We start from the raw sequence: 24,740 nt of genomic DNA, 5'->3' as shown, positions 1-24,740 counted from the left end.
ATGAACGATAGTTTTTATGAACAACTTGTAACACATAAATCCGGCCTGAAAGAGAACCTCATTCGAATTGTGGTCACTGTAGTCATCACTCTGTTCTTACTTCTTACACTGCCTCTGCTTGGTTTTTTGAGTATAGTAATTACAATAGTCCTTGCCGTGCTGGCTTACTACTTTCTTTTTCAAAAGCTCAATGTGGAGTATGAATATACACTGCTCAATCATGACCTGGAAGTCGACGCCATCTACAGTAAGGCCAAAAGGAAAAAACTGCTTACATTGGACATTCAGCAGGCCGAAATTATTGCACCCAAAGGCTCATCCCGCATGAACTCCTACCATCCTGACAAAACCATGGACTTCTCGTCAGGAGATAGTTCGGCAAAGCCTTTCTCTATGATAACTTTTATAGATCAGAAGAGTACCTGTATCATCATAGAACCCGATGAAACAATGCTGAAGCATATGAAATCCTGGATGGGAATGAAGCTTTGGATGGATTGAACCGGCGTAAAAAAATGAAAAGGAAAAGCTTTAGGGTGGGAGAATTAATCTCCCGCCCTTTTTTCCAACAATGTAATCTTCTATTCTCTGCTGAGATATTTGCAGGCCGCCAGGGCAGCTACCGCTCCGTCGGCTGAGGCTGTTGTCAGCTGGCGCACTTCTTTTGTCCTGCAGTCTCCCGCAGCAAATACTCCCGGATGTGAGGTGACGCAGTCTTCTGCCGCAAGAATAAACCCGGCTCCGTCCAGCTTCACATATTCACTGAATATCTGATTTTGCGGAATCTGTCCGATTGCCACAAAGACCCCTGATACATTTATCTGAAAATCCTGCCCGGTTTTCTTGTTGCTTAATATAAGGCCTTCCACCATCGTCTCCCCGACAATGTCCTTTACTGTAGCGCTGAGCACAAATTCCACATTATCTCTTTTTTTCAATATATCCACTGCGGTACTATCCCCACGGAATTCGTCCCGTCTGTGTACCACGTAGACTTTGCTGCAATAATTAGTGAGGAACTCTGCATCTTCCAATGCGGTGTTGCCGCCTCCGATTACTGCCACATCCCGACCACGGAAAAATGCTCCGTCGCAGGTCGCACAGTAAGAAACACCTGAGCCGGTGAGTTTCAACTCTTTTTCCAGTCCCATATGTCGCTGAGTTACCCCAGATGCAATAATTACTGCTTTACACGGATACTCTTTTCCTGTAGTTACTATAATCTTAACTCCATCTTTGTCCCGGATTCCTGTAACCTGTTCTGTAACAGTTTCCGCCCCCAGATTCTGAGCCTGTTCTAAAAGATTCCCGGAGAAGTCACTTCCACTTACATTTGCTATACCAGGGTAGTTCTCAATCCTGTAAGTGGAGACAATCTGGCCGCCAAAACTGCCGCTCTCAAAAACCAGCGTAGTTTTTCCAGCCCTCTGACCATAGATGGCGGCCGTCAATCCGGCCGTACCACCTCCAATGATTCCTATATCATACATAATCATTCCTCCCTTTAATCCTATTGTTCCTCTGCATAAGCTTTAATATTCGACGCATTTGCCAGTTTCTGTACTTTATCTCCGTCAACGATTATCAGCGTCGGGGCCTGCATCACACCATACTGTTTTACAAGTTCTGCATTATCCTCCGCATCTATGATTTCATATTCTATATTTGCCTTTTCCAGGGTGCTTACCGCCATCTTGCAGTTAGGACAGGTTTTTGTTGTAAACAAATAGAACTTGGATTCGTCCCCTGACAGCCGTGGTTCTGCATCCTGCCCGGCAGAATTCTGTGTCCCAGGGTTTATCCTCTGAAGATGCGAGTGGGACATATCATACACCTTGCGGTCTTTGAATTCCTGAACCTTTCCGTCATTCCAGTTCTTCACCGGCCGATAATAGCCTGTAATACGGCTGTAAACCTCTGTTTCCCCGCCACAGTGCGGACACTTAAAGTGCTCCCCTGAAATATATCCGTGGCTCTTGCAGATAGAATAAGTAGGGGATATTGTATAGTAAGGTAATTTATAATTTTCTGCAATCTTCCTTACCAGTGATGCCGCAGCTTTCCAGTCTGGAAGCTTTTCTCCCAAAAATGTGTGGAATACAGTTCCGGAGGTGTAAAGTGTCTGGAGATCATCCTGAATATCAAGGGCCTCAAATACATCCTCTGTGTAGCTCACTGGTAAATGGGAGCTGTTCGTGTAATAGGGTGTCCCGTCGCCCTCTGCTGCAGTAATGATGTCAGAAAACTGTGCAACATCATGCTTTGCAAGACGGTAGGTTGTAGACTCTGCAGGAGTAGCTTCCAGATTATACAGGTCACCGTACATTTCCTGATAATCAGATAAACGTTCCCGCATGTGATTCAGCACTTCTTTTGTAAATTGCTGTGTTGCTTCGTCTGTCATGTCCTTTCCAATCCATTTTGCATTCAATCCAGCCTCATTCATACCAATCAGACCGATTGTAGAGAAATGGTTCTCGAAGGAACCAAGGTATCTTTTTGTATATGGATACAGTCCTTCGTTCAGAAGCTTTGTGATAACTGTCCTCTTTGTGTGAAGAGATCTGGCTGCAATATCCATCATCTTATCAAGGCGTTTATAAAAACCTGCCTCGTCAGATGCCAGATAGGCAATCCTAGGCATATTAATGGTGACAACACCTACGGAGCCTGTACTCTCGCCGCTTCCGAAGAAACCACCGGACTTCTTTCGAAGCTCTCTTAAATCCAGGCGCAGGCGGCAGCACATACTTCTGACATCGCTAGGCTCCATATCACTATTGATATAATTTGAGAAATAAGGCGTGCCATACTTGGCGGTCATTTCAAACAACAGACGGTTGTTCTCTGTATCTCCCCAGTCAAAGTCACTGGTAATGGAGTAGGTCGGTATTGGATACTGGAAGCCTCTGCCCTGTGCATCCCCTTCTATCATTGTCTCAATAAAAGCCCTATTGATCATGTCCATCTCCGTCTTGCAGTCTCCGTATGTGAAGTTCTGCTCTTTTCCCCCTACAATTGCCGGAAGATGTGCCAGATCATTGGGAACCGTCCAGTCCAGGGTAATGTTAGAAAACGGTGATTGAGTTCCCCAGCGCGAAGGAATATTCACCCCGTATATGAAAGATTCAATACTTTTTTTTACTTCAGGATAGGTCAGGTTGTCTGTCTTAACGAAAGGAGCAAGGTATGTGTCAAAAGAGGAAAAAGCCTGTGCGCCAGCCCATTCATTCTGCATAATTCCAAGAAAGTTAACCATCTGATTGCAGAGAACGCTTAAATGCTTTGCCGGTGCAGATGTAATTCTTCCCGGAATTCCGCCCAGGCCTTCCTCAATCAACTGTTTTAGAGACCAACCCGCACAGTATCCTGTAAGCATAGAAAGATCATGAATATGAATGTCCGCGTTCTTGTGGGCATTTCCAATCTCCTCATCATAAATCTCAGAAAGCCAGTAATTTGCCGTAATGGCACCTGAGTTGCTTAATATCAGCCCTCCTACGGAATAGGTAACTGTAGAGTTCTCTTTTACTCTCCAGTCTGTAACCTTCACATAACTGTCCACGATTTCTTTATAATCCAGAAGGGTGGAATTTAGATTACGAACCTTCTCTCTCTGCTTTCTGTACAAAATATAGCTCTTTGCAATATCTGCATATCCGGCTTTAATTAGTACTGCTTCTACACTGTCCTGTATATCCTCTACAAAAACAAGATTCTCTTTTATCTTAGGTTCAAAGTCTGCTGTGACCTTCAATGAAAGCAAATCAATAATATCCTGATTATACTGCTTCTCCTGTGCCTCAAAAGCCTTTCTGATTGCTTCGCTGATCTTGGAAAGATTGAAATCTGCTATTTTCCCATCTCTTTTCGTCACCTGATACATATGATAAATTGCCCCTTCCTTTACTAATATTTTACAGATATTTTATCATCATACTTTGGGCTTGTCAACAAAGGACAACAATATATAGTTTGTTTTTTTCATTCACATCCTACATATTGTTGTCCTTTGTTATTTTGTAGCCATTCAGAAATACACTGGCTGCTTTATTCACATAAAAAGCATGCTGTTTTATGTCCCGGTTCTATCTCTTTAAGCTCCGGCATATGTTCCCTGCACTTGTCCATCGCATAAGGACAACGACCTGCAAATCTGCAGCAGTCTTTTGGATTAATGGGACTGGGTATCTCACCGGTTATGGCAATTCTCTGACTTTCCTTTGCCTTTGCAGGATCTGCTACCGGTATAGCTGAAAGCAGTGCTTTCGTATAAGGGTGCTGCGGATTTTTATATAATGTATCTGAATCGGCAGATTCCACAATCGTCCCCAGGTACATAACAACCACCTTGTCCGAAATATATTTCACAACACTCAAATCGTGGGCGATAAACAGATAGGTCAGTCCCATATCCTCCTGCAGGTTTTTCAGCATATTGATTACCTGAGCCTGAATAGACACGTCCAAAGCAGAAATTGGCTCGTCACACACAAGAAACTGGGGGTCCACTGCCAACGCCCTTGCAATTCCGATGCGCTGTCTCTGACCGCCGCTGAATTCGTGGGAAAACCTGGACATATGCTCTCTTCCTAAGCCTACTTTTTCCAGCAGTTCCTGTACCTTTGCATCCACATCTTTGTTTCTCAGTTTCGTATGCAGATGGATTCCTTCTCCCACAATATCCTTTACCGTCATTCTCGGATTCAAGGAGGAATATGGGTTCTGAAAAATCATCTGAACATTTTTGCAGAAATCCTTATGTTCTTCCTTTGTGTACTGCATAATATCCTTACCTTCATAGTACACATGGCCTGCTGTAGGTTCATACAGCTTAACCAGACATCTGCCTGTGGTAGACTTTCCGCAGCCGGATTCTCCTACAAGGCCAACTGTCTCTCCTTTATATATATCGAAAGAAACATCTGCCACCGCTTTGAGGGTTTCATTCATTGATATTTTAAAATCTTTACTCAGCCGGTCCACACGTACCAGCGGTTCTCTGTTATTCTCCATTTCCTTCCTCCTTTATCTCACCGGATACAAGTTCCACTTCCGGTGCGTCTTCATGCTGAAGCCAGCAGCAGGAGTGATGCCCCTGTGTAATCTTATACTCCTCCGGAAATGTCTCATTACAGATTTCCATACAGTAATCACACCGGGCAGCAAAGGGACAGCCGGCAGGAGGATTAAACAAATCCGGCGGAGTTCCTTCTATAGGGGTCAGCTTTTCTCCCTTTTTCATATCCAGCCTTGCAATAGATTTTAACAGCCCTGTCGTATACGGATGCTTTGTGCGATAAAAAATATCTTCAACTGTACCCCGCTCCACGATCTTGCCGCCGTACATGACCATAACACGGTCACATAGTTTTGCAATAACTCCCAAATCATGGGTAATCAGGATAATAGATACGTTGAATTTCTCTTTCATTTCTTTTAAAAGGTCAAGTATCTGCGCTTCGATAGTCACATCCAGCGAAGTGGTAGGCTCGTCCGCTATTACAACACTGGGATTCCCAACCAGCGCCATGGCAATCATGACACGCTGTTTCATACCGCCGCTCAGTTCATGGGGATACTGGCCGTATCTGCGCCGGGCATCTGAAATCCCGACTGTAGACAAAATGTCCAGTGCCTTCTGTTTTTTCTCCTCTTTGCTTAGGCTTTTATCGTAGGCAAAGATTTCCTCTATCTGCTTCCCGATTTTCATTGTGGGGTTCAGGGAAGTCATGGGATCCTGAAAAATAAAGCTAATTTCTTTTCCCCGGATTTTTCTCATTGCCTTATCACTCTTTATCAGCAGCTCTTCTCCCTTATATTTAATGGAAGAATCTTTACTGAAAAAGCCGGGCGGTTCCGGATTCAGACGCAGGATACACTGGCAGGTAACACTTTTTCCGCAGCCGGATTCTCCTACCACTCCTACAATCTCTCCCTGATTGATATCAAAACTTACATCTCTCACAGACTGTACAACGCCGCCATATGTCCTAAAGGAGAACGTTACATTGTTCAGTTCTAATAATTTGCTCATCTATTCGTTCCTCCTATTCCGATCCCCGAAGTCTCGGGTCAAATGCATCTCTAAGTCCGTCACCAAGAAGGTTTAACGCCAGCATTGTAGTACAGATAAAGAATGCCGGAATAAACAGCTCATGAGGCGCCACTCTGAGCATCTTTGTACCTTCACGGGCCAAAATTCCCCAGCTGCTGTCAGGAGGAGTAATGCCAATTCCGATGTAACTTAAAAACGCTTCCTGGAATATTGCGTTTGGAATTGCAAGGGTCAGATTTGTAATCAGAATCCCCATAATATTGGGCAAAATATGTCTCACAATGATTGTAAGATTTGAAACTCCCAGAACTTTCGCCGCTGCCACAAAATCCTGTTCCTTTTGTTTTAGAACTTCTCCTCGGACAACACGGCAGGTTCCGATCCATCCCACAATAATCATGGCTATGATCAGGCTCTGAATTCCGGCCCCTAAGACTACCATCACAAGGATAGTTACAATCAAACTGGGAATTCCATAGATGACATCGACGATTCTCATAATAATCATGTCAACTCTGCCGCCGTAATAGCCTGCAAGACCGCCGATCAATGCACCGATTACTGTATTAATTATTGTTGCAATAAAACCGATGGAAAGAGAAACCCTAGCTCCCATCCAGACACGGACCCAAAGATCTCTGCCCAGACCGTCTGTTCCAAACCAGTGATCTTTTGTGATAAACTGGTTCATGGCATCCGCATCCTGGGCGGCCATATTATGGCTGCTCAAAATAGGAGCAAAAATGGCCAGAATCACATAAATTGCAACTAGCATTAGCGAGATAAAAGCCACTTTATTTTGGCGGATTCTTCTCCACGCATCCTGCCAGTAGGACAGATTCGGCCTCGATATGGATTCCATGCGCTCAGTGTTCTTTCCTATTACCTTGAATTTGTCTTTTGAAATTGTCTCCATTTTATCTCCACCTACTTTCCTGCAAGACGCACTCTCGGGTCAACAAAGCCATACAGGATATCTACGATCATATTGGCAATAACCAGAAAAGCCCCGTAGAAAACTGTCATACCAAGTATCATTGTATAGTCCTGCATCTGCACACTTTCTACGTAGTACTTGCCCATTCCAGGGATTGCAAACAGAGACTCAATTACAAAGGTTCCTGTCAGTACTGCCGCCACGAGGGGGCCAAGTATGGTGATAACCGGCATAATGGCATTTCTGATTTGATGTTTCCAGGTAATTCTGAATCTGGACAAGCCTTTGGCCTTCGCAGTCTTTATATAATCCTGCTCCACAACCTCCAGCATGCTGGCTCTCATAAGCCTGGACACACTGGCCAAAGTATAAAATCCAATTGCAATGGACGGTAAAATCGTGTGGCTAAAGCCCAGATATTGGGCAACCGGAAGCAGCCCCCATCTGATACCAAAGAAATATTGTAGTATGGATCCCATAATAAAATCGGGAACAGAAGTACCTATAATTGCTATCAGTATACAGACAAAGTCCAGCTTCTTTCCTCTGTTTAGAGCTGCAAAGATGCCCAGTACCAATCCAAAGGAAATAGACATTACCAATGCTCTTATTCCCAGATCGAAAGAATAAGGGAAAGAACCTTTAATTGTATCAATAACCGTACGGTTAGTGTACTTCATTGAATATCCCAGATCCCCGTGAACCAGGTTCTTCAGATAAGTCAGATATTGTACCGGGAGCGGTTTGTCAAATCCATAGTATGCTTCCATATTGGCCTGTATCTCCGGCGTCATTTTCCCGTTGCTGAATGGATCTCCGGGCATTAATCTGACCAGAAAAAAGACAACTGTAATCAGCAAAAGAATTGTAACCACTGACATTCCAAGTCTTTTTAAAATGTATTTTCTCATAGCCGTATTTCCTTTCTTTCTCTTCTCTTTCACTGAATATAAGTACGTTCATTTCAAGGTGTAGAAAAGGTCCAGCTCGATTCAACTTCACTGCATCTCACTTCGGCTAAGCGCCGAATAGAAATATTTATAAATAGCCCTTGTCAAGCAAGCTGCAATGCCTATTTATAAATATTTCTGTCCTCCTTGTTAGTGGAATATATACTTATATTCGGTGAGTATTACATGTATTGCGGTATATTGATCCTGCAATTGTAGCAAGACGGCAGTGGTCACTGCCGTCTTGCATTCACTTACAGATCTTCTACTGATTTAGTCTTCAAAATATGCATGTACAAAGTTATAGTTAAGTCCTACGAAATAAGTTTTAAAGTCTTTGAGTTTCTCGTTCTTCAGCAGTTCAATCTGACGCAGCTGCAAAGGCGCTACAACACCATCATCACAGAAAGTCTTTTCTGCGTCAAAAAGAGCATCCATTCTTTCCTTAGGATCTGTCGAGGTGTTGGATAATTCAATGTCTTTATCATACTCTTCACTGGAATATCCTGCATGATTATATGTAGAATCGGTGGTCCACAGTTCCAGATAAGAGTATGGATCCGGATAATCCGGTACCCAGCCTGTCACAACCATCTGGTAATCCTGCTCCGCTTCCATCTGGAGTCTCTGTTTGTACGGCACTTGTTTAATATTCACCTTAATTCCCAGAGCATCCTGAAGCTGTGCCTGAATAACTTCCACTTCCTTCTTAGTTTCCTCTGTATCACCTGTCAGCAGTTCCAGCTGAACATCTGCCGGAGAAGATGCACCCAGTTCGGGCAATGCCGCCTGAAGGTATTCATTTGCCTTATCTTTATCTCCGTTGAGTGGGAATGCCTCATATGGATACTCGTCGCCATATTCGCCGTCCACGCCGTTTACCTGAGGAAGTACAAAACGAGTATTCGGTGCGTAGATTCCCTCGTGGGACAATTTCACATAATTCTCACGGTCCAGGGCAAAGTTGATTGCAAGCCTCAGGTTCTTGCTTGCCAGTGGGCTGCCCTCTGACTGATTCATCATAATATAGTCATTAGATCCGTCATAATATGAAATTGTCTTATCTTTGTAATTAGCACTTAAAGTTGACGGTACATCTGCAATGTCAAGATCGCCTGCATCAAACATGGCAACTGAAGTAGCTCTGTCCTGCACTGTAATAACCTCTGCTCCGTCCAGTTTTACACTGTCTGCATCCCAGTACTTATCGTTCTTCGCCAGTGTGATTCTGTCTCCGTGTGACCATTTTGCTATTTTAAAAGGTCCGTTGTATACATTCTTTTCCGGCTCAGCCGCAAAGTCTTTTCCGTATTTCTCAACTATATCCTTGCGGGTAGGGGCAAAAGAAGCCCCGGAAAGCATGGCCAGAAAATAGGATGCCGGGCGTTCCAGTGTAATGACAACCGTAGAATCATCCGGTGCAGAAACGCCCAGTTCGTCGACCGGCAGCTCTCCTGTATTGACCTTAGAGGCATTTTTTATAATCATCCCGGCAAATGCATATTCGCTGGCTGTTGCGGGATCCTCCAGGCGCTGCATCCCATATACGAAGTCCTGGGCCTTAACCTTTTCGCCGTCGCTCCAGTAACTTTCCCTCAGTTTGAAAGTGTATGTAAGTCCGTCATCTGACATCTTATAGGACTCGGCAGCTGCCGGTTTTACATCACCGCTGTCATTTCTCATAAGGTTGTCAAAAAGGTGATAACACACCGTAGCGCTTGGAATAGAATTAGCCAGCTGCGGGTCCAGCGTGGGCGGCTCTGCCGTTACTGGATACCGAAGGATGTTTCCGGTGCCGGTACTGTCAGACTTTTTGTCTTTGTCTTCTACAGATGATGTCGGTGTGGAACATCCTGCCAGAAGACCTACAACAAAGGTTGCAGTCATTAGGATTGCAAGAATCTTCTTTTTCATAAAATCTCTCCTTTTCTTTACGATTATAGGGGTATTCCTTTATAATTTAATAAGCCCGCTTTAAGGCCTATAAAACTATCAAAACTTTCACACAAAGAATGCTGTGTGCAGTCATCAAAAAATATTTAGTTCTTATTGTACCATAAAATGTTGGCCTTTGCCTAATCTTTTGTGTGTTTTTCATTTATTGGTTAAATTTATAAGCTTATAACCTTTGCTTATGATAAATCTTTTTATATATAATATCATCTCGTTTATTATTTATCAATCCTGTTTTTCCCCTAAGGGCTTATTCTACAATTATCAACTATGCAATTACATCTAATCAGCTGTTGAAAAGTAAACGTGGTAGGACTCCTCTGAAATTTGATATAAGGGTATAAACTGCAGTGTCTTGTATCGAAAAACAAGTGAATTTTCTTCCCGGACAATCGTCTCCTCCAGAGTGTCTTCACAAAGAGGTATATGCAGATATTCCCTTTGTTCGGAAATTGCTGCCAATATATAAGGGCCATAAGCCAAAGCCACAAGTTCAGCATTATCGGGCGTACACTCCAGCCGCAGTCTGCACGGAAAATGAATCCTGACGGAAATTTCATTCTCCTCATCCCATTCATTCTCTTTCAATGCAAGTTTCAGGTATCCGTCATCCTGCCTGTGACATGCTTTTCTTTCTCCGGCTATATACACCTCCGGCGGCCCCGCACACCAGTAAGGCTGTCTGATCTTGAAGTTCCATTTTCCGTTTTCGGACGTCTGCTTTTCACGGCAAAGGCATAGAACGATTTCACCCGGGTGTTCTTCCTGGACAGTCTGTGTCACTGTAATTTTCTTTTCCTGCCAGTATGCACTGGATTCAAGGAAAAGATTTACATACAGAGTGTCACAGTCCCTATAGTAAATAGAATCGATATATTTAAAATGGTTCTCCATTCCGGTACCGTGGCAGCACGAATTTTCTCTCTCAAACTTTTTTGAAAATCCAGGTCCCAGTGGCAGGAAATAAACTGTTTCTCCGCTTGTCTCCTTGTCCAGTGAAGCCAGGATATGGTTTTGCATAGTCCGCTCATAATAGTCCATGTACGAGGCAAGTGGTTCATACTGATACAACATTTTTGTCAGCTTCAGCATGTTGTAGGATGCACAGCTCTCTGCAGTGTTCTCCGTCAGGTACGCTCCTATCTTATCCCTTCCGTGAAACATTTCTGTCTCACCTGTTCCTCCGATTACATAGCAGTGTCCCGTTGTGACCGACTTCCAGAAATATTTTGCAATGTCATAATACTTTTCTGCACCCGATGCCTCATAGATCTTTATCGCACCAATAATCTGGGGAATATGCTGGTTTGCGTGCATTTTGTCAAGTGCATCTATTTTCATCTCCATAGGCAGGAACAGACGGTCATTGTCAAACATTTTTGCCGACTGCAGATAGATTTTCTTTCCGGTTCTCAAATATAATTCCGCCAGGCTCTCGTTGATTCCACCAAATTCCCCGGCAATATAGATGCTCCACATCGCCATTCTCTGCCCTGGATTTAGTTTGCTCAGGCGCCGAAAGATCCATTCGCCTATTTTATCTGCTATCTCCAGCGCATCTTTTATTTCCGCCCATTTTTCACAGTCCAGCAGACCTGCAAGAATTTTATGCAGAGTGTAGTAGGGTGCCCATATTTCAGGGTATGGGGTATATGTTTCCAAAAGATCGAACTGTTCCTCCGAATAGGCACTCAAAAAGCCGGGCGAATACCCTCTTTCCTCCGCCAGTGCCTTCTGGCACTGCTCCAGACTCTTCACCATATAACGCGCTTTCTCGAGAATACGGGGTTCACCTGTGGCGTGAAAACACAGAGCCAGAGCGGACAAATAGTGCCCTGTGGTATGCCCCCGCAGAAGACCGTCAGGAGAATCCCAGCCCGTCATAGGAGAGGCACCTTGCGTATCAAGTCCTGCTTCCCTGCGAAAATTATAAAGCATCTGGTCATCATCTGTTCCAAGCAGAAACGTGAGCATACGGGTCTGTGCCCCGAAAAACTCGTTTCTGCCCGACAGCACCACTTGGCTGCAGCCCTGATTATCGGCAAGACTGACCACTTTTGGCAAGGCCGGAGCAGTATAAACTGCGGCAGCCGATGTACTTCTTTCTGCAAAGGTATTCTCTTCAAGATGTATACATGCTTCTACGGAAATGTTTTCTTCCTTTCCGGTGTTTTTGTTCCATTGCTTTCTGTCTTTAAGATATCCCGCTATCTTATAGATACCTGCCTCCTTGTTTTCAAAACTCCTCCCACATTCCCATACAGCTTCATGCATAAAATACCCGTTTTCCGTGCGTACAGGTACATAAAAGGGCAGGTAACACCTTACGTTTGCCTGCCCTTTCAGGTTGATTGGATATACGTCCAAAATATGCACTTCACTTTTGTTCTCCAAAAGCGTGACTTTGAATTCCCGCTTTTCTTCCGCACTTCCGCAAGTAAAAAAGGCCGTAAGTTTTACAGTACGGTTACCCATGCCGCTAGATGGTCTCGTTACTTTTCCTGTCTGCGTTATGTAACGTTCATGTTCGGATTCCCACCGGATGCAGGATCCATATTTTCCTTTCACCGGAAGAGCCAGATCACTTTTCACGGTATTCAGGTTGCCAATGTACAGGGCCTCCCGGTCCATCTGTACTGTTTCTTTGTCTGTCAGCCTCATGATTCTATTCCTCTCAATTTCGCATTTGGGATATTCTTTTTCACAATTTCCAGTGCCTGTTCCATGATCTCTTTGGTGTACCCGCGCAAGCCCGGATGAATCAAATCACCCGAATCCACAAACCCTTGAAGATAATACTTCTCGGCGCCTTTGATCCATCTTCCGATTGCCGCAAAATCTTCCCTTTTGTGCAGTTTTCTCACCACCGTGGTTCTGAACTCATAAGGTACAACACCAGACATCAGAAAATCCACACTCTGCAGAATATTCTCCAGATTATACTCATTTATTCCGATAGTTTCCCCATATTTATCGGGAGCATTCTTAATATCCATAGCCACATAATCTAATAAATCCTGTTCAGCCAAACGACGCAGAAGTGCGCTGTTGCTTCCATTTGTGTCCAGTTTCACTGCATAGCCGAGTTCTTTTATTCTTTTGATGAACTCCTCAATATCCGGCTGAAGTAATGGCTCTCCTCCTGTAACGCACACCCCATCCAAAATCCCCTGACGTCTGTGCAGAAATTTGAAAACTTCCTCCTCCGGTATACTGTTAAGAGGGACTATCTCTGTCACAAGCGATGCATTGTGGCAAAAGGGGCATCGGAAATTGCAGCCTGCTGTGAAAATTGTGCATGCCACCTTTTCTGGATAGTCCAGCAGTGTAAGCTTTTGTAAGCCCTGGATGTTCATCTTACCGTCTCCTCCCCTATGTGAAATGTTGAGAAATATTCCTTAGAAAGCAAGCTTTCATGGGACATCCCTCATCTATCTGCCTGGTTTTTGATCTGCTACAAAATGTTCCATCATAATCGACATGTATTCTTTACTGTATTCTCCCAGAGAATACCCGCCTCTGTTCAGGCACCATTCTGAGACCAGGGCTCTCTCGCAGAGGGCATAGTATTTTACAATTTCCCTGATAGACTTGTCGCTTTTTATCTCACCCTTTTTCTGCCCCGCCTCCACAATTCCCGCAATCAGGCGGTAATACACTCTGTTCTGGTCGAGAAGGTGTCTGTGTCCTTTAGCAGTCAGCTGTGTAGAATACATGGATGCCAGTAAATCGATATTAATCTTCTCTTCCATCATAGTATGTGCCTTATAGTTGAGATAAAGAAGTTTATCATAATTATTCATTTCCTGATCTATGGTACTGTTCAACTCATCGTAATAATTATCAAGAACAGTAGATAAGGTGCCAAGCAGCTCATCCTTGGTGCTGAAATAATAATAAAAAGAGCCCTTCGATGTCCCTGACAATTCAATAATATCGTCCACGGTAGTCTGGTCATATCCCTTATCATAAAACAACCGCCATGCCGCAGAGACAATTCTGGACTTTACACTCTTCTCTTCCATCTATTCACCCGTTTATTCTTTCTTTAGTTGTTACTATTGAGAACCTGGCTCGAAATCCTATAGTTTTCTCGCTGTTTGGTTCTGAACAAATATATTTTAACACAAAATGAGCGACATGCAAAGAGGCCGAACTCTATTATAAAAGTTCGGCCCCTCGAAAGTTACATGTGTCTTGACATTTCAGTGCAGGCTTTCATCGCCTCTATCACAGCACTTCTAAATCCTTTGTTCTCCAATATACGCACAGCTTCAATTGTAGTTCCGCCGGGTGAGCATACCATATCTTTTAATTCCCCGGGATGTTTGCCTGTCTCCAGAACCATCTTGGCACTACCGTATACACTCTGTGCCGCAAACTTGTATGCCTGATTTCTTGGCATGCCGTCCGCTACAGCCGCATCAGCCATCGCCTCGATAAACATAAATACATAAGCCGGGGAGCTGCCGCTTACAGATACGACCACATCCATCAGATGTTCCGGTATGACTTCTACTTTACCAAAAGCACTCAGAATGTCAACAGCATATTTTAATTCTTTGTCTGACACAGATTCATTGGAGCAGGCAGCGGTCATTCCTTCATCTACCATAGCAGGAGTGTTCGGCATTGTCCGTATTATCTTTACCTTCTTTCCAAACTGTTCTTCAAGCCATGCAAGCGTCTTGCCAGGTGCAATGGTAATAATCAGCGTGTTCTCCGTTACCAGATCTTTTATCTCTCCAATCGTGGATGCATAAAACTGAGGCTTAACAGAAAGTATTATCACTTCCGCCTTTTCTGCTACCTCTCTGTTATCGCCGGTTACATTAATTCCATATGTGTCTTTTACTTTTTCTCTGCTCGGCTTAAAAACATCAGCTCCTATAATTTCCTCAGGTTTAAAAATGCCTTGTTTTATAATACCGCCCATAATAGCACTTGCCATGTTACCGGTTCCGATAAATCCTAATTTCATGATATCCTCCTAGTTATACCCTGATCAACTGCCCCGTTATGTTTTGTGGGACTGCTCACTTTTTTATTTTGTATATGTGAATATTAATTGTATACACTTCCTCTTGTTGGATACAATAATAACACTTTGAATAATCCTTGTCAATTGTTTTGGCAACTTTCTTCTATTTTTCCATATTGCAATTCCCCTCTTTTTCCTATATACTTTGTATACAGCAAGTAATTTTGTATACAATCGAGGTAATATTATGGCAGAAAAACATATTTCTCTTATGGATCAGGCGTATGAAGCCATCCGCACAAATATATTAAATTTAACCTATCCGCCGGGTTCCCAGCTGACAGAAGCCAAACTCACATCCGATCTGAATATGAGCCGCAGTCCGGTCCGCGCCGCGGTTAAGCTGCTTCAGGCTGAAGGGCTGATTGTTTCAGGCTATTATAAATCAATGACAGTAAAGCCGATAACAGCCAAAGATGTCGCAGAAATCTACCAGCTCCGGGAGTTATTAGAAAGCAGCGCTTTTCGGTATATATTTATCACAGACCGGTATGAAGAATTCTCCTATCGGATTGAAGAGAAGGTTGTACGCATGTGTGCCACAGCAAATGATATTTATCAGTGGGAACTGGCAGATACAAATATGCATTTAGAAATCATTCACGTTTTTGACAATGAACGTATCAATCGTATTTATGAAAACAACATGTCGGAGCTTATCCGCATGGGACAGAATTCCGTAAAACACGGGATGGATATCCCACAAACTAACGAAAATTTAAAAAGAATGGTTCTCTACATGCGCGAAAATAATTACAACGCAGCATACGCTATTCTGAGAGATGATCATTTCACAACCGGAAAAGAAACTGCGCTGAGGTAGCCCCGCGCAGTTTCTCTTATTATCTAATTAAAGCTTTGTTCTGTTCTCTCTATAATCTCATCCTGCAGCGTTTTGCTCAGATTTCTAAAATGATCGCTGTATCCTGCCACGCGGACAATCAGGTCTTTATAATCCTCCGGATATTTCTGTGCATTAATCAATGTCTCTTTATCAATAACATTGAACTGAATATGGTGTCCGTCCATATTGAAATAGGTGCGCACCAGATTTGCCATCTGTTCCAGTCCTCCCTCACCGGCTACAACGCTCGGTGTAAATTTCTGGTTCAGCAAAGTACCGCCGGTCTGGAGATGATCCATTTTTGCGCAGGATTTCACAACTGCTGTGGGTCCATTGGTATCTGCACCCTTTTCTGGGGAAATCCCTTCTGATACTGGTTTATGCGCAAGACGCCCATTTGCACTGGCCATCATTACATCTCCGAAATAAACGTGGCATGTAGTTGGAAGCATATTAATTCTGTACTGCCCGCCCAGCATATTCGGTCTGCCCGTCACTTCATTTCTATAAAACTCAAATACAGATCTCATAATATCATCTGCATAGTCATCGTCATTGCCGTACTTCGGTGTCTTATTGCGTACCAGATTCAGAATTCTGTCATGGCCTTCAAAGTTATCATCCAAAGCCTGCATCAGCTCATCCATCGTAAATGTCTGCTTATCATATACATTATATTTAATAGCTGCCAGACAATCTGTAATTGTACCGATACCTACGCCCTGCAGATATTTTGTATTGTATCTTGCTCCGCCCCCGTTGTAATCCTTGCCTTTTGAAATACAATCGTTGGTAATGATGGAAAGGAAAGGTGCAGGCATATTTTCTGCATAAATCTTTTCGATTACATTGCTTCCCTGAATCTTCACATCAATGAAATACTTCAACTGTTTCTTAAATGCGTCAAATAGTTCATCGTATGTCTTAAAGTCTGCAGCGCAGCCCAGTTTCAGTCCGAGTTGTTTTTTTCCTACTTTGTCATAACCATTATTCAAGGTCAGCTCAAAGATTTTGGGAATATTAAAGTACCCCGTCAGGATATAAGCTTCATTTCCGAATGCTCCTGTCTCAACACAACCACTTGTTCCGCCTCGCCTTGCATCCTCTAGGGATTTTCCTGCATTTAACAGCTCCTGTACAATTGCGTCTGTATTGTAGAATGCCGGCTGGCCCCAGCCTTTTCTGGAAATCTCACAGGCACGCTTCAGGAACTTCTGGGGTGTCTTCTTGCTAATCTGTACATTTGAACTTGGCTGAAGAAGCTTCATATCATCCATACAGTCCAGGATCAGATAACTTACATTATTTACGCCATTCTCCCCTGTAGGAGTAATACCGCCTGTATTCAAATTGGCAAAATCCGTATAAGTGCTGCTCTCCTTCAATGTGATGCCTACTTTCGGGGGAGCCGGCTGGTTATTGAATTTAACCCAGAGACATTCCAGCAATTCCAGAGCTTTTTCATCATCCAGAATTCCTGCTTCTACATCTCTTTCATAAAACGGATTCAGATGCTGATCCAGACGCCCGGGGCTGTAGGAATCCCAGGGGTTCAGTTCTGTTGTTACACCCATATGAACAAACCAGTACATCTGCATTGCCTGCCAGTAAGTCTCCGGTTTATGTGCCGGAACTACATCACAGTTTGCGGCAATCTGCAGAAGTTCTTCTTTTCTCTTAGAATCTGCTTCTTTTTCCGCAAGTTCGCGCGCATAAGCAGCATATCTCTCCCCAAGAATCATAATCGCATCACAGGCAATCATCATGCCTTTCAATTCATTTTTCTTATCAAGAGCCTCTTTATCATTCATGAAATCCAGGCTGTCAAGTGAAGCCTGAATGTCATCCTTGTAATCTAGGAAGCCTTTCTCATAAATCTTCACAGAGCCAACGGTATGTCCCGGTCCTCTCTGCTCCATAAATTCAGTAAAGATTCCGGCCTCATAGGCATTCTGCCATTGGGGCGTCATATTTTTAATAATTTTATGTCTGATAGAACGGTTCTTCCAATACGGAATTATAGTATCTTCCTGTACCCTATAGTCTTCTTCCTTTACCTTAAAGCTGATAAGATCCCTGTCATTCATAACATGCATATCTTCCATTGTATGGCAGCAAAGTTCCGGGAAAGTAGGTGATGCCTGAGGTGAATCACCCTTTTCTCCGACGATCAGCTCACCTTCACCGATATACAGTTGTTTTGTCGCAAAGTAATCTTTGAGCACCTGTGCCCGCAGTTCCGGTATGGACAGTTCTCCCTCGTACTTTTTGTAAGTCTTGGTCTCACTGACTGCCCTTGTCAGGTCAATGTGTGCAGGTGTGTCCAAACTCAATTGTCTAAGTGCTTTAATACGAGCATTCATTCCTCTTTCTTCCATCTTCTTAACCTCCTATTTTAATATTATGGAATCCAGCTTCTTGAAACAGTTCCACAAAATGGTTCATTTCATCTTTATCCGGTGCATGTAAATCAGTTCCTTCATAATTCCTGCCAATTTTCATGTATTTTCCAGAACCTGTATTATGATAAGGCAACAGATTGACCTTTGCCACATGAATATTCTTTTCCAGAAGATAATTGATAATTGCCTTCATAGCTTCGTTTGAACCATTTACTTCTTTTACAGTGGGAATCCGGATATATAATCTTGCTCCATCCCGGCTCAGTTTTTCCAGATTTGATAAAATCAACTCGTTGCCGATTCCCATGTATTGCTTATGTATCTCAGAATCCATCAGCTTGATATCATACAAAAAGGTGTCTACGTATGGGAGAATTCTTTCATAATTCTCATAGGGGGCCTGGCCGCATGTGTCTATTGTGACCGAAATGCCATGATGATGAAGCTTTTTCACAAGTTCTTCCAGATAATCTATATCTGACATCATTACTTCCCCGCCGGACAATGTCACACCTCCGCCGGATTCTTCATAAAACATCTCATCTTTTCTGAGTTCTTTTACCAATTGATCCACGGGGTATTCCTTACCTGCTATCTCACGCAGATTCAAATTGCAGTAATCTACACATTCCCCGCAGGCTGTACATTTCTTCCTGTCTGTAACAGCCTTTCCTTCTTCCAGTGTAATGGCCTGGCTGGGACAGGCAGGAATACAGCTGCCGCAGCCTACACATCTGTCTTTATCAAAAAGTAATTCCTTCTTATAGCTTTGCGTCTCAGGGTTGTGACACCACGTACACCTTAAGTTACAGCCTTTAAAGAAAACTGTTGTCCGTATTCCGTCTCCATCATGAATGGAATACTTCTGAATATCAGTTATCAAACTCATATATTTCCACCTCACTTCCCCCATTTATCATTTTAGACTATCGTTTCGACTATGGTCTAAATATACCATATTTCCCTGTTATTGTCAAGATTTTGTCATACAGAATAGCCATGCAAATTTTTGCTGCTGTGTACAGGAGAAAGTTTACTTTCGCATGCAAACAGTAGTAAAAGCCTATTTGGCGCTCTGCGCCAGTGAGATGCAGCATCTTTCCAACGGTCCTCATCAAAATCTGGGACTTCCAACCACTCTGAGTACAACTGTCTTTCATGTAATCGTGATTCTAACACATTTTCCACAAAATGCACAAAACAAGAAACATTATTCCACTCTTATTGTCAATAATTATCAGCTGTGCTATAATACTTCAAATCCGTTCTGATTACGAAGGCTCCCCTGAGTAAAAAGGCGACAGTGATATAAATAATGAACTTCTTACCTTTTATAGCCTGTGCCTGCCGGTATAGGCCTTTTTTAATGGGGTCAGACCCTTTTGAGCACCGTTTTCAGAATTGTTTTACAATTTGCGACTGTTCAGAGCCAGGCAGCAAGAAAGCCGTAGGTTTTCGAGCTTGTTTCTGAACAGTAAATTTAAGGAGGCGTTATGAATATAGAAAAGGATTCAAGAATTGCTCTGATAGGCATCATTCTCAGCAGTACAGATCACGTGGATGAACTGAACCACTTGCTTAGCGAGTACCGTCAATATATTGTTGGCAGAATGGGAATTCCTTATCGTGAGAAAAACATTTCCATTATCAGTATCGCAATGGATGCGCCAAACGATGTTATTAGTGCTCTCTCCGGAAAACTGGGGATGCTGTCCGGAATCAGCACAAAAACCATCTATTCTAAAACAAAGTAACAGTTCATTTTTGCGAGGAAAGACTATGAAAAAGCTTATTGACAAACTAGAAGAGACCCATTCCCTGTCCAAACAAGAATGGTCATCTCTCATCCGGGGCCGTACGCCCGACACCACCGAGTACTTATTCGAAAGAGCCCGGGATATCCGGCATACCTTTTACGGGAATGACATCTACATCCGGGGCCTGATTGAGTTTACAAATTATTGTAAAAATGACTGCTTTTACTGTGGTATCCGGAAAGGTAATGAAAACGCACACCGGTACAGATTATCCCGGCAACAGATACTTAGCTGCTGCAAAAAGGGATATGAGCTTGGCTTTCGCACCTTTGTGCTGCAGGGTGGGGAGGATGGGTACTACACCGATGGCATTATGACGGATATCGTGCAAAATATCCGAAAATGTTTTCCGGACTGTGCTATTACCCTTTCACTGGGGGAGCGTTCTTATGAAAGTTATCAACTCCTTTTCGACGCAGGGGCAGAGCGCTATCTTCTACGGCATGAAACATATGATGCAGGACATTATGGCAGGCTCCATCCAAAGTCACTTTCAGCCGAACGCCGCCGTCAATGTCTCTGGGATTTGAAAGCTATTGGCTATCAGGTAGGAACGGGATTTATGGTTGGTTCGCCTTTTCAGACACCTGAGAACCTTGCAGATGATATGCTTTTCCTAAAAGAACTGAACCCTCAGATGGTAGGAATCGGACCATTTATTCCCCACCACGAAACTCCTTTTGCCAAAAGTCCTCCGGGAACCCTGGAACTGACTTTATTTATGCTGGGACTTATCCGGCTGATGCTGCCCAGTGTGCTGCTCCCCGCCACTACGGCTCTTGGCACTATCGCCCCCGATGGCAGAGAAAAAGGAATTTTAGCCGGGGCAAATGTAGTGATGCCTAATCTTTCCCCGACAGAAGTAAGAAAAGACTACCTGCTCTACGACAACAAAATCTGTACCGGGGATGAGGCCGCAGAATGCCGGGCGTGCATGGAAAACCGTATGAAGCGCATCGGGTATCAGGTAGTAGTATCCCGTGGGGACCCAGTAAAGCTTGAAAGAAACTTAATATAAAAAATGGAGGAAATGAAAATGTATGATGTAAAGTCAAAACGCGCAGATGATTTTATCAACCATGAGGAAATTTTAGAGACTCTGACCTATGCCAATGAGAACAAAAGCAATGTGCCTCTTATCGACTCTCTCATCGAAAAGGCAAAAAAAAGAAAAGGGCTCTCTCACAGAGAAGCTTCTGTTTTACTTGCCTGTCCCATTGAAGAGAAAAATAAGGAAATCTATTCTCTCGCGGAGCAGATTAAAAAAGACTTTTACGGCAACCGCATTGTAATGTTTGCTCCTTTATATCTATCCAACTACTGTATTAACGGATGTACATACTGTCCATACCACAGTAAAAATAAACACATTGCCAGAAAAAAGCTTACCCAGGACGAAATTCGCAGAGAGGTCATTGCTCTCCAGGATATGGGACACAAGCGTCTCGCTCTGGAAGCCGGGGAAGATCCTGTAAACAATACTATGGATTATTACCTGGACTGTATTAAAACCATTTACAGTGTCAAGCATAAAAACGGTGCCATCCGCCGTGTAAATATTAACATTGCTGCTACTACCGTAGATAACTATCGCCTGCTTAAAGAAGCAGGAATCGGTACCTATATTTTGTTTCAGGAAACTTACCACAAAAAGAGTTATTTTCAGCTTCATCCGACAGGGCCAAAGCACGATTATGATTATCATACAGAGGCTATGGACCGTGCCATGGAGGGCGGCATAGATGATGTGGGAATAGGCGTGCTCTTCGGACTGGATAAATATCGCTATGAGTTTGCAGGTCTACTCATGCATGCAGAGCACCTGGAGGCAGCTTTCGGGGTCGGGCCCCATACAATCAGCGTCCCCCGTCTGCGCCATGCAGATGATATTGATGCAGATGCCTTTGACAATGGTATTGACGATGATACTTTTGCCAAGATCGTAGCCTGTATCCGAATTGCCGTACCTTACACCGGCATGATAATTTCCACCAGGGAGAGCCAAAAATGTAGAGAAAAGGTTCTGCATCTCGGAGTTTCCCAAATCAGCGGCGGTTCCCGCACAAGTGTGGGCGGTTACTATGAACCCGAGCCGGAGGATTCCAAATCCGAGCAGTTTGATGTCAGTGATTCTAGAACCCTGGACGAAGTTGTTCACTGGCTGATGGAAATGGGATACATTCCAAGCTTCTGCACCGCCTGCTACCGGGAAGGCCGTACGGGAGATCGTTTCATGTCTTTATGTAAAAGCGGACAGATTCAAAACTGCTGCCATCCAAATGCACTAATGACGCTGAAGGAATACCTGATGGACTATGCCTCCCCGAATACAAAAGCATTGGGAGATCAGCTGATTGAAAAAGAAGTGATGCATGTACCGAACGAGAAAGCACGTGCTGTTGTAACAGAAAATCTGCGGCTGATTGAACAGGATAACCGCAGAGATTTCCGGTTCTAGTGCGCAGAAACATTTGCCATGTGCAAAATGATTTTACAGGAGGTTCTATATGAGTTTAAATGCCACACCGTCTTCAGACAGGATACATATTGGTATCTTTGGCAGACGCAATTCCGGCAAATCCAGTATTATTAACGCAGTAACCGGACAAAACCTGGCCATTGTATCCGATGTTAAAGGCACCACTACAGACCCCGTGTTAAAAGCAATGGAACTTCTGCCTCTGGGCCCTGTAGTTATCATTGATACCCCAGGGCTGGATGATGAAGGGGAGCTGGGCCGTCTAAGAGTCCAGAAGGCATATCAGATTCTCAATAAGACAGATATTGCCGTCCTCGTTGTAGACAGTTCCGTAGGAATTACAGAAGCCGACCTAAACATTTTAGGACAAATACAAAAAAAGGATATTCCTTATGTGATTGTATATAATAAGGCTGATTTAACCGATGAAGGATTTGAAATTGCTCCGATAGATTCCGATATCTCCGCTGCTATTTCCTTCGTTCCCACAGAAATTATTATTGCAGTCAGTACTGTAACTGGAAAAAATATTTCTGAATTGAAAGAATTGATTACACGCCAGGCTCCTGTGGAAGATAAAAGCCGGCGGATTGTGGCCGATCTGATACGTCCATTGGACTTAGTTATTCTTGTAGTGCCGATAGATTCAGCGGCTCCCAAAGGACGTCTGATTCTTCCTCAGCAGCAAACCATTCGTGACATATTGGAAGCTGGTGCAGCTGCAATTGTTGTAAGGGAAACTGAATTAAAAGAAGCGCTTCAGCGGATAGGCCAGTATCCGGAACTAGTGATAACTGACAGTCAGGCCTTTGCGAAAGTATCCGCTGTGGTACCTATCGAAGTCCCATTAACTTCCTTCTCCATTTTATTTGCCAGGTATAAAGGCAGCCTGGAAACGATGGTAAAAGGAGCAAGAACCCTCGACACACTGTCTAAAGGGGACACCGTTTTAATCTCCGAGGGCTGCACCCATCACAGGCAATGCGACGATATCGGAACAGTAAAACTCCCCCGATGGATTAGCAGCTATACGGAAAAACAGCTAAACTTTGAGTTTACCAGCGGAACAGAATTTCCCGCAGACTTGTCAAAATACAACCTCATTATACATTGTGGCGGCTGTACATTAAATGAGCGGGAAATGAAATACCGCTTAAAGTGTGCCGAGGATCAGGGAGTCCCCATGACTAACTACGGAACCGCCATTGCACATATGCAGGGGATATTAGAGCGAAGTATCCAGATCTTTTCAAAATAATAAAATTGTAAAACAATTCTGAAAACGGACTGCAAAAGGGTCTGACCCCCTTTTATGCAAATATGCCATATAAGGTCAGAGCGGCCCCGGCAAAAAATAGTGCGAAAGAAGTAACGACCAATATAATAGCCGGGGCCTGTTTTCCTCTTGGAAAGAGCGTATCTCTATACCCCAGTGTATTGCTGTGCAGAAAATAGTTCCCAATATACAGACAGGAAGGGGCAGCCGCGCACATCATCATATAGACTCCTGCGCTTACCACCGGCAACGGCTGGTATCCCTGTCCGCTCCATACTTCCATATCTTTATACATGTCCTTCATGCTAAAGAGTAAAATAAGCGGCAATATATTATTGATAAAATGGAAAAAGAAATTATAAAACATATTGTCACTTTCCAGCAAAATATATGCCATCACAGTGCCTCCAATGGCAGTTGGAACAAACCTGAAGACATCTCCATGGAACATACCAAATATAATCCCACATATGAGTATCGCTGCCCATTTATGTTTCCGGGGATTCAGGCTTTTAAGGAACACTCCCCGAAACACCACCTCCTCGCAGATCGCAGGGGTAATTGCAATAATCAGAAAAGCTGCCAAAAACGGTATATTTAGCATGGCCTGGCTGAGTCCTGTATTCACATCTGAAATGTCCTCCGGAAAGAAAATACTCAAAATTAAAATAATCGTCATTTCTACCAGAAAAGCGCCTGCCCACATCAGCAGGGTACCGAAAATTCCGGCACCTGTTGGTTTTTTTAATGGAAGCAGCTTCCCCGGCCGGTGCCCAAAGGCCATAATAAGCCCCAGAGTCACTGCAAGCATCATCCACTCTGCCAGCAAAGAACCATACATCCCCAGAGGTGACAGAAACACCGGCGCAATTATAAATAAAATAACTGCCGCCAGAACTAAGACCAATACCCCTTGCCATAATTTGATTTGTTTGTACTCCTTATACATCAGACTCTCCCATCCGGAAATACATTCATTTTCC

The 24,740-nt window shown here is 43.5% G+C and carries 21 protein-coding genes; 7 read left to right on the top strand and 14 right to left on the bottom strand.

All coding sequences use genetic code 11. The features are described from left to right. Window positions 1-501, top strand: a complete 501-nt coding sequence (locus BN3456_RS10885) for a DUF6106 family protein (RefSeq protein WP_089984162.1) — start codon at window positions 1-3, stop codon at window positions 499-501. A gap of 80 nt (window positions 502-581) precedes the next feature. On the opposite strand, the gene BN3456_RS10880 is transcribed toward BN3456_RS10885, so the two are convergent. The 11 genes from BN3456_RS10880 to proC all read right to left on the bottom strand — a co-directional run bounded on the left by BN3456_RS10880 (window position 582) and on the right by proC (window position 14,882). Continuing rightward, window positions 582-1,490 carry an NAD(P)/FAD-dependent oxidoreductase gene (locus tag BN3456_RS10880; protein WP_089984161.1) on the bottom strand — a complete coding sequence of 303 codons (909 nt, stop codon included), beginning with the start codon at window positions 1,488-1,490 and terminating at the stop codon, window positions 582-584. 20 nt (window positions 1,491-1,510) lie between these two features. After that, complete coding sequence (locus BN3456_RS10875) at window positions 1,511-3,886, bottom strand: ribonucleoside triphosphate reductase (protein WP_089984160.1); 2,376 nt, start codon at window positions 3,884-3,886, stop codon at window positions 1,511-1,513. 164 nt (window positions 3,887-4,050) lie between these two features. Then, window positions 4,051-5,016, bottom strand: coding sequence for an ABC transporter ATP-binding protein (locus tag BN3456_RS10870; RefSeq protein ID WP_089984159.1), 966 nt, complete (start codon window positions 5,014-5,016; stop codon window positions 4,051-4,053). After that, window positions 5,006-6,037, bottom strand: coding sequence for an ABC transporter ATP-binding protein (locus BN3456_RS10865; protein ID WP_089984158.1), 1,032 nt, complete (start codon window positions 6,035-6,037; stop codon window positions 5,006-5,008). Before BN3456_RS10865 ends, BN3456_RS10870 begins: the two co-directional genes overlap by 11 nt. A gap of 13 nt (window positions 6,038-6,050) precedes the next feature. Continuing rightward, a complete protein-coding gene (locus BN3456_RS10860; protein WP_089984157.1) occupies window positions 6,051-6,974 on the bottom strand; it encodes an ABC transporter permease in 924 nt (307 codons plus the stop codon). An 11-nt stretch (window positions 6,975-6,985) separates the two neighbouring features. Then, entirely contained in the window at window positions 6,986-7,906 is a 921-nt protein-coding gene (locus tag BN3456_RS10855) for an ABC transporter permease (protein ID WP_089984156.1), read from the bottom strand. A 312-nt stretch (window positions 7,907-8,218) separates the two neighbouring features. After that, complete coding sequence (locus BN3456_RS10850; RefSeq protein ID WP_089984155.1) at window positions 8,219-9,859, bottom strand: peptide ABC transporter substrate-binding protein; 1,641 nt, start codon at window positions 9,857-9,859, stop codon at window positions 8,219-8,221. A 321-nt stretch (window positions 9,860-10,180) separates the two neighbouring features. Continuing rightward, window positions 10,181-12,559, bottom strand: a complete 2,379-nt coding sequence (locus BN3456_RS10845) for a beta-L-arabinofuranosidase domain-containing protein (protein ID WP_089984154.1) — start codon at window positions 12,557-12,559, stop codon at window positions 10,181-10,183. Then, window positions 12,556-13,254, bottom strand: coding sequence for an anaerobic ribonucleoside-triphosphate reductase activating protein (locus BN3456_RS10840; protein ID WP_089984153.1), 699 nt, complete (start codon window positions 13,252-13,254; stop codon window positions 12,556-12,558). Before BN3456_RS10840 ends, BN3456_RS10845 begins: the two co-directional genes overlap by 4 nt. 75 nt (window positions 13,255-13,329) lie before the next feature. Beyond that, window positions 13,330-13,923 carry a TetR/AcrR family transcriptional regulator gene (locus BN3456_RS10835; RefSeq protein ID WP_089984152.1) on the bottom strand — a complete coding sequence of 198 codons (594 nt, stop codon included), beginning with the start codon at window positions 13,921-13,923 and terminating at the stop codon, window positions 13,330-13,332. A gap of 161 nt (window positions 13,924-14,084) precedes the next feature. Then, a complete protein-coding gene (proC, locus tag BN3456_RS10830; protein ID WP_347458044.1) occupies window positions 14,085-14,882 on the bottom strand; it encodes a pyrroline-5-carboxylate reductase in 798 nt (265 codons plus the stop codon). A gap of 244 nt (window positions 14,883-15,126) precedes the next feature. Between proC and BN3456_RS10825 the strand changes: the two genes are divergently transcribed. Further along, the gene (locus BN3456_RS10825; protein WP_089984150.1) at window positions 15,127-15,762 is read left to right on the top strand and encodes a GntR family transcriptional regulator; all 636 of its coding nucleotides are present in this window, start codon (window positions 15,127-15,129) and stop codon (window positions 15,760-15,762) included. A 23-nt stretch (window positions 15,763-15,785) separates the two neighbouring features. Here the strand turns inward: BN3456_RS10825 and hypD are convergent, their stop codons facing one another. After that, window positions 15,786-18,161 carry a trans-4-hydroxy-L-proline dehydratase gene (hypD, locus tag BN3456_RS10820; protein WP_089984149.1) on the bottom strand — a complete coding sequence of 792 codons (2,376 nt, stop codon included), beginning with the start codon at window positions 18,159-18,161 and terminating at the stop codon, window positions 15,786-15,788. A 4-nt stretch (window positions 18,162-18,165) separates the two neighbouring features. Next, complete coding sequence (locus tag BN3456_RS10815; RefSeq protein WP_089984148.1) at window positions 18,166-19,074, bottom strand: trans-4-hydroxy-L-proline dehydratase activase; 909 nt, start codon at window positions 19,072-19,074, stop codon at window positions 18,166-18,168. 154 nt (window positions 19,075-19,228) lie between these two features. Here BN3456_RS10815 and BN3456_RS10810 point away from each other — a divergent pair, with 154 nt between their 5' ends. The 5 genes from BN3456_RS10810 to hydF all read left to right on the top strand — a co-directional run bounded on the left by BN3456_RS10810 (window position 19,229) and on the right by hydF (window position 23,739). Beyond that, window positions 19,229-19,456, top strand: a complete 228-nt coding sequence (locus BN3456_RS10810) for a hypothetical protein (RefSeq protein ID WP_089984147.1) — start codon at window positions 19,229-19,231, stop codon at window positions 19,454-19,456. Between the two features lie 222 nt (window positions 19,457-19,678). Then, entirely contained in the window at window positions 19,679-19,939 is a 261-nt protein-coding gene (locus BN3456_RS10805; RefSeq protein ID WP_089984146.1) for a TM1266 family iron-only hydrogenase system putative regulator, read from the top strand. A 25-nt stretch (window positions 19,940-19,964) separates the two neighbouring features. Beyond that, complete coding sequence (gene hydE, locus BN3456_RS10800) at window positions 19,965-21,020, top strand: [FeFe] hydrogenase H-cluster radical SAM maturase HydE (RefSeq protein WP_089984145.1); 1,056 nt, start codon at window positions 19,965-19,967, stop codon at window positions 21,018-21,020. 18 nt (window positions 21,021-21,038) lie between these two features. Next, the gene (hydG, locus tag BN3456_RS10795) at window positions 21,039-22,460 is read left to right on the top strand and encodes a [FeFe] hydrogenase H-cluster radical SAM maturase HydG (RefSeq protein WP_089984144.1); all 1,422 of its coding nucleotides are present in this window, start codon (window positions 21,039-21,041) and stop codon (window positions 22,458-22,460) included. A gap of 49 nt (window positions 22,461-22,509) precedes the next feature. Further along, a complete protein-coding gene (gene hydF / locus BN3456_RS10790) occupies window positions 22,510-23,739 on the top strand; it encodes a [FeFe] hydrogenase H-cluster maturation GTPase HydF (RefSeq protein WP_089984143.1) in 1,230 nt (409 codons plus the stop codon). 52 nt (window positions 23,740-23,791) lie between these two features. On the opposite strand, the gene BN3456_RS10785 is transcribed toward hydF, so the two are convergent. Continuing rightward, window positions 23,792-24,706 (bottom strand): type II CAAX endopeptidase family protein, encoded by a 915-nt coding sequence (locus BN3456_RS10785; protein WP_089984142.1) that lies wholly within the window; start codon window positions 24,704-24,706, stop codon window positions 23,792-23,794. Window positions 24,707-24,740: the final 34 nt, after the last annotated feature.

The organism is Clostridium sp. C105KSO13, from assembly GCF_001517425.1.
In the GTDB taxonomy this organism is placed as follows: Bacteria; Bacillota; Clostridia; order Lachnospirales; family Lachnospiraceae; genus Muricomes.
This window is presented reverse-complemented; position numbering and strand designations above follow the sequence as displayed.

What these genes read in the sequence shown, in the direction of transcription:
- hypD (WP_089984149.1), bottom strand. Translation starts at nt 18,161, where the DNA reads ATGGAAGAAAGAGGAATGAATGCTCGTATTAAAGCACTTAGACAATTG.
- hydF (WP_089984143.1), top strand. Translation starts at nt 22,510, where the DNA reads ATGAGTTTAAATGCCACACCGTCTTCAGACAGGATACATATTGGTATC.
- hydE (WP_089984145.1), top strand. Translation starts at nt 19,965, where the DNA reads ATGAAAAAGCTTATTGACAAACTAGAAGAGACCCATTCCCTGTCCAAA.
- BN3456_RS10840 (WP_089984153.1), bottom strand. Translation starts at nt 13,254, where the DNA reads ATGAACATCCAGGGCTTACAAAAGCTTACACTGCTGGACTATCCAGAA.
- hydG (WP_089984144.1), top strand. Translation starts at nt 21,039, where the DNA reads ATGTATGATGTAAAGTCAAAACGCGCAGATGATTTTATCAACCATGAG.
- BN3456_RS10815 (WP_089984148.1), bottom strand. Translation starts at nt 19,074, where the DNA reads ATGAGTTTGATAACTGATATTCAGAAGTATTCCATTCATGATGGAGAC.
- BN3456_RS10845 (WP_089984154.1), bottom strand. Translation starts at nt 12,559, where the DNA reads ATGAGGCTGACAGACAAAGAAACAGTACAGATGGACCGGGAGGCCCTG.
- BN3456_RS10835 (WP_089984152.1), bottom strand. Translation starts at nt 13,923, where the DNA reads ATGGAAGAGAAGAGTGTAAAGTCCAGAATTGTCTCTGCGGCATGGCGG.
- BN3456_RS10885 (WP_089984162.1), top strand. Translation starts at nt 1, where the DNA reads ATGAACGATAGTTTTTATGAACAACTTGTAACACATAAATCCGGCCTG.
- BN3456_RS10810 (WP_089984147.1), top strand. Translation starts at nt 19,229, where the DNA reads ATGCAAACAGTAGTAAAAGCCTATTTGGCGCTCTGCGCCAGTGAGATG.
- BN3456_RS10850 (WP_089984155.1), bottom strand. Translation starts at nt 9,859, where the DNA reads ATGAAAAAGAAGATTCTTGCAATCCTAATGACTGCAACCTTTGTTGTA.
- BN3456_RS10875 (WP_089984160.1), bottom strand. Translation starts at nt 3,886, where the DNA reads ATGTATCAGGTGACGAAAAGAGATGGGAAAATAGCAGATTTCAATCTT.
- BN3456_RS10880 (WP_089984161.1), bottom strand. Translation starts at nt 1,490, where the DNA reads ATGTATGATATAGGAATCATTGGAGGTGGTACGGCCGGATTGACGGCC.
- BN3456_RS10805 (WP_089984146.1), top strand. Translation starts at nt 19,679, where the DNA reads ATGAATATAGAAAAGGATTCAAGAATTGCTCTGATAGGCATCATTCTC.
- BN3456_RS10825 (WP_089984150.1), top strand. Translation starts at nt 15,127, where the DNA reads ATGGCAGAAAAACATATTTCTCTTATGGATCAGGCGTATGAAGCCATC.
- BN3456_RS10785 (WP_089984142.1), bottom strand. Translation starts at nt 24,706, where the DNA reads ATGTATAAGGAGTACAAACAAATCAAATTATGGCAAGGGGTATTGGTC.
- BN3456_RS10860 (WP_089984157.1), bottom strand. Translation starts at nt 6,974, where the DNA reads ATGGAGACAATTTCAAAAGACAAATTCAAGGTAATAGGAAAGAACACT.
- BN3456_RS10855 (WP_089984156.1), bottom strand. Translation starts at nt 7,906, where the DNA reads ATGAGAAAATACATTTTAAAAAGACTTGGAATGTCAGTGGTTACAATT.
- BN3456_RS10865 (WP_089984158.1), bottom strand. Translation starts at nt 6,037, where the DNA reads ATGAGCAAATTATTAGAACTGAACAATGTAACGTTCTCCTTTAGGACA.
- BN3456_RS10870 (WP_089984159.1), bottom strand. Translation starts at nt 5,016, where the DNA reads ATGGAGAATAACAGAGAACCGCTGGTACGTGTGGACCGGCTGAGTAAA.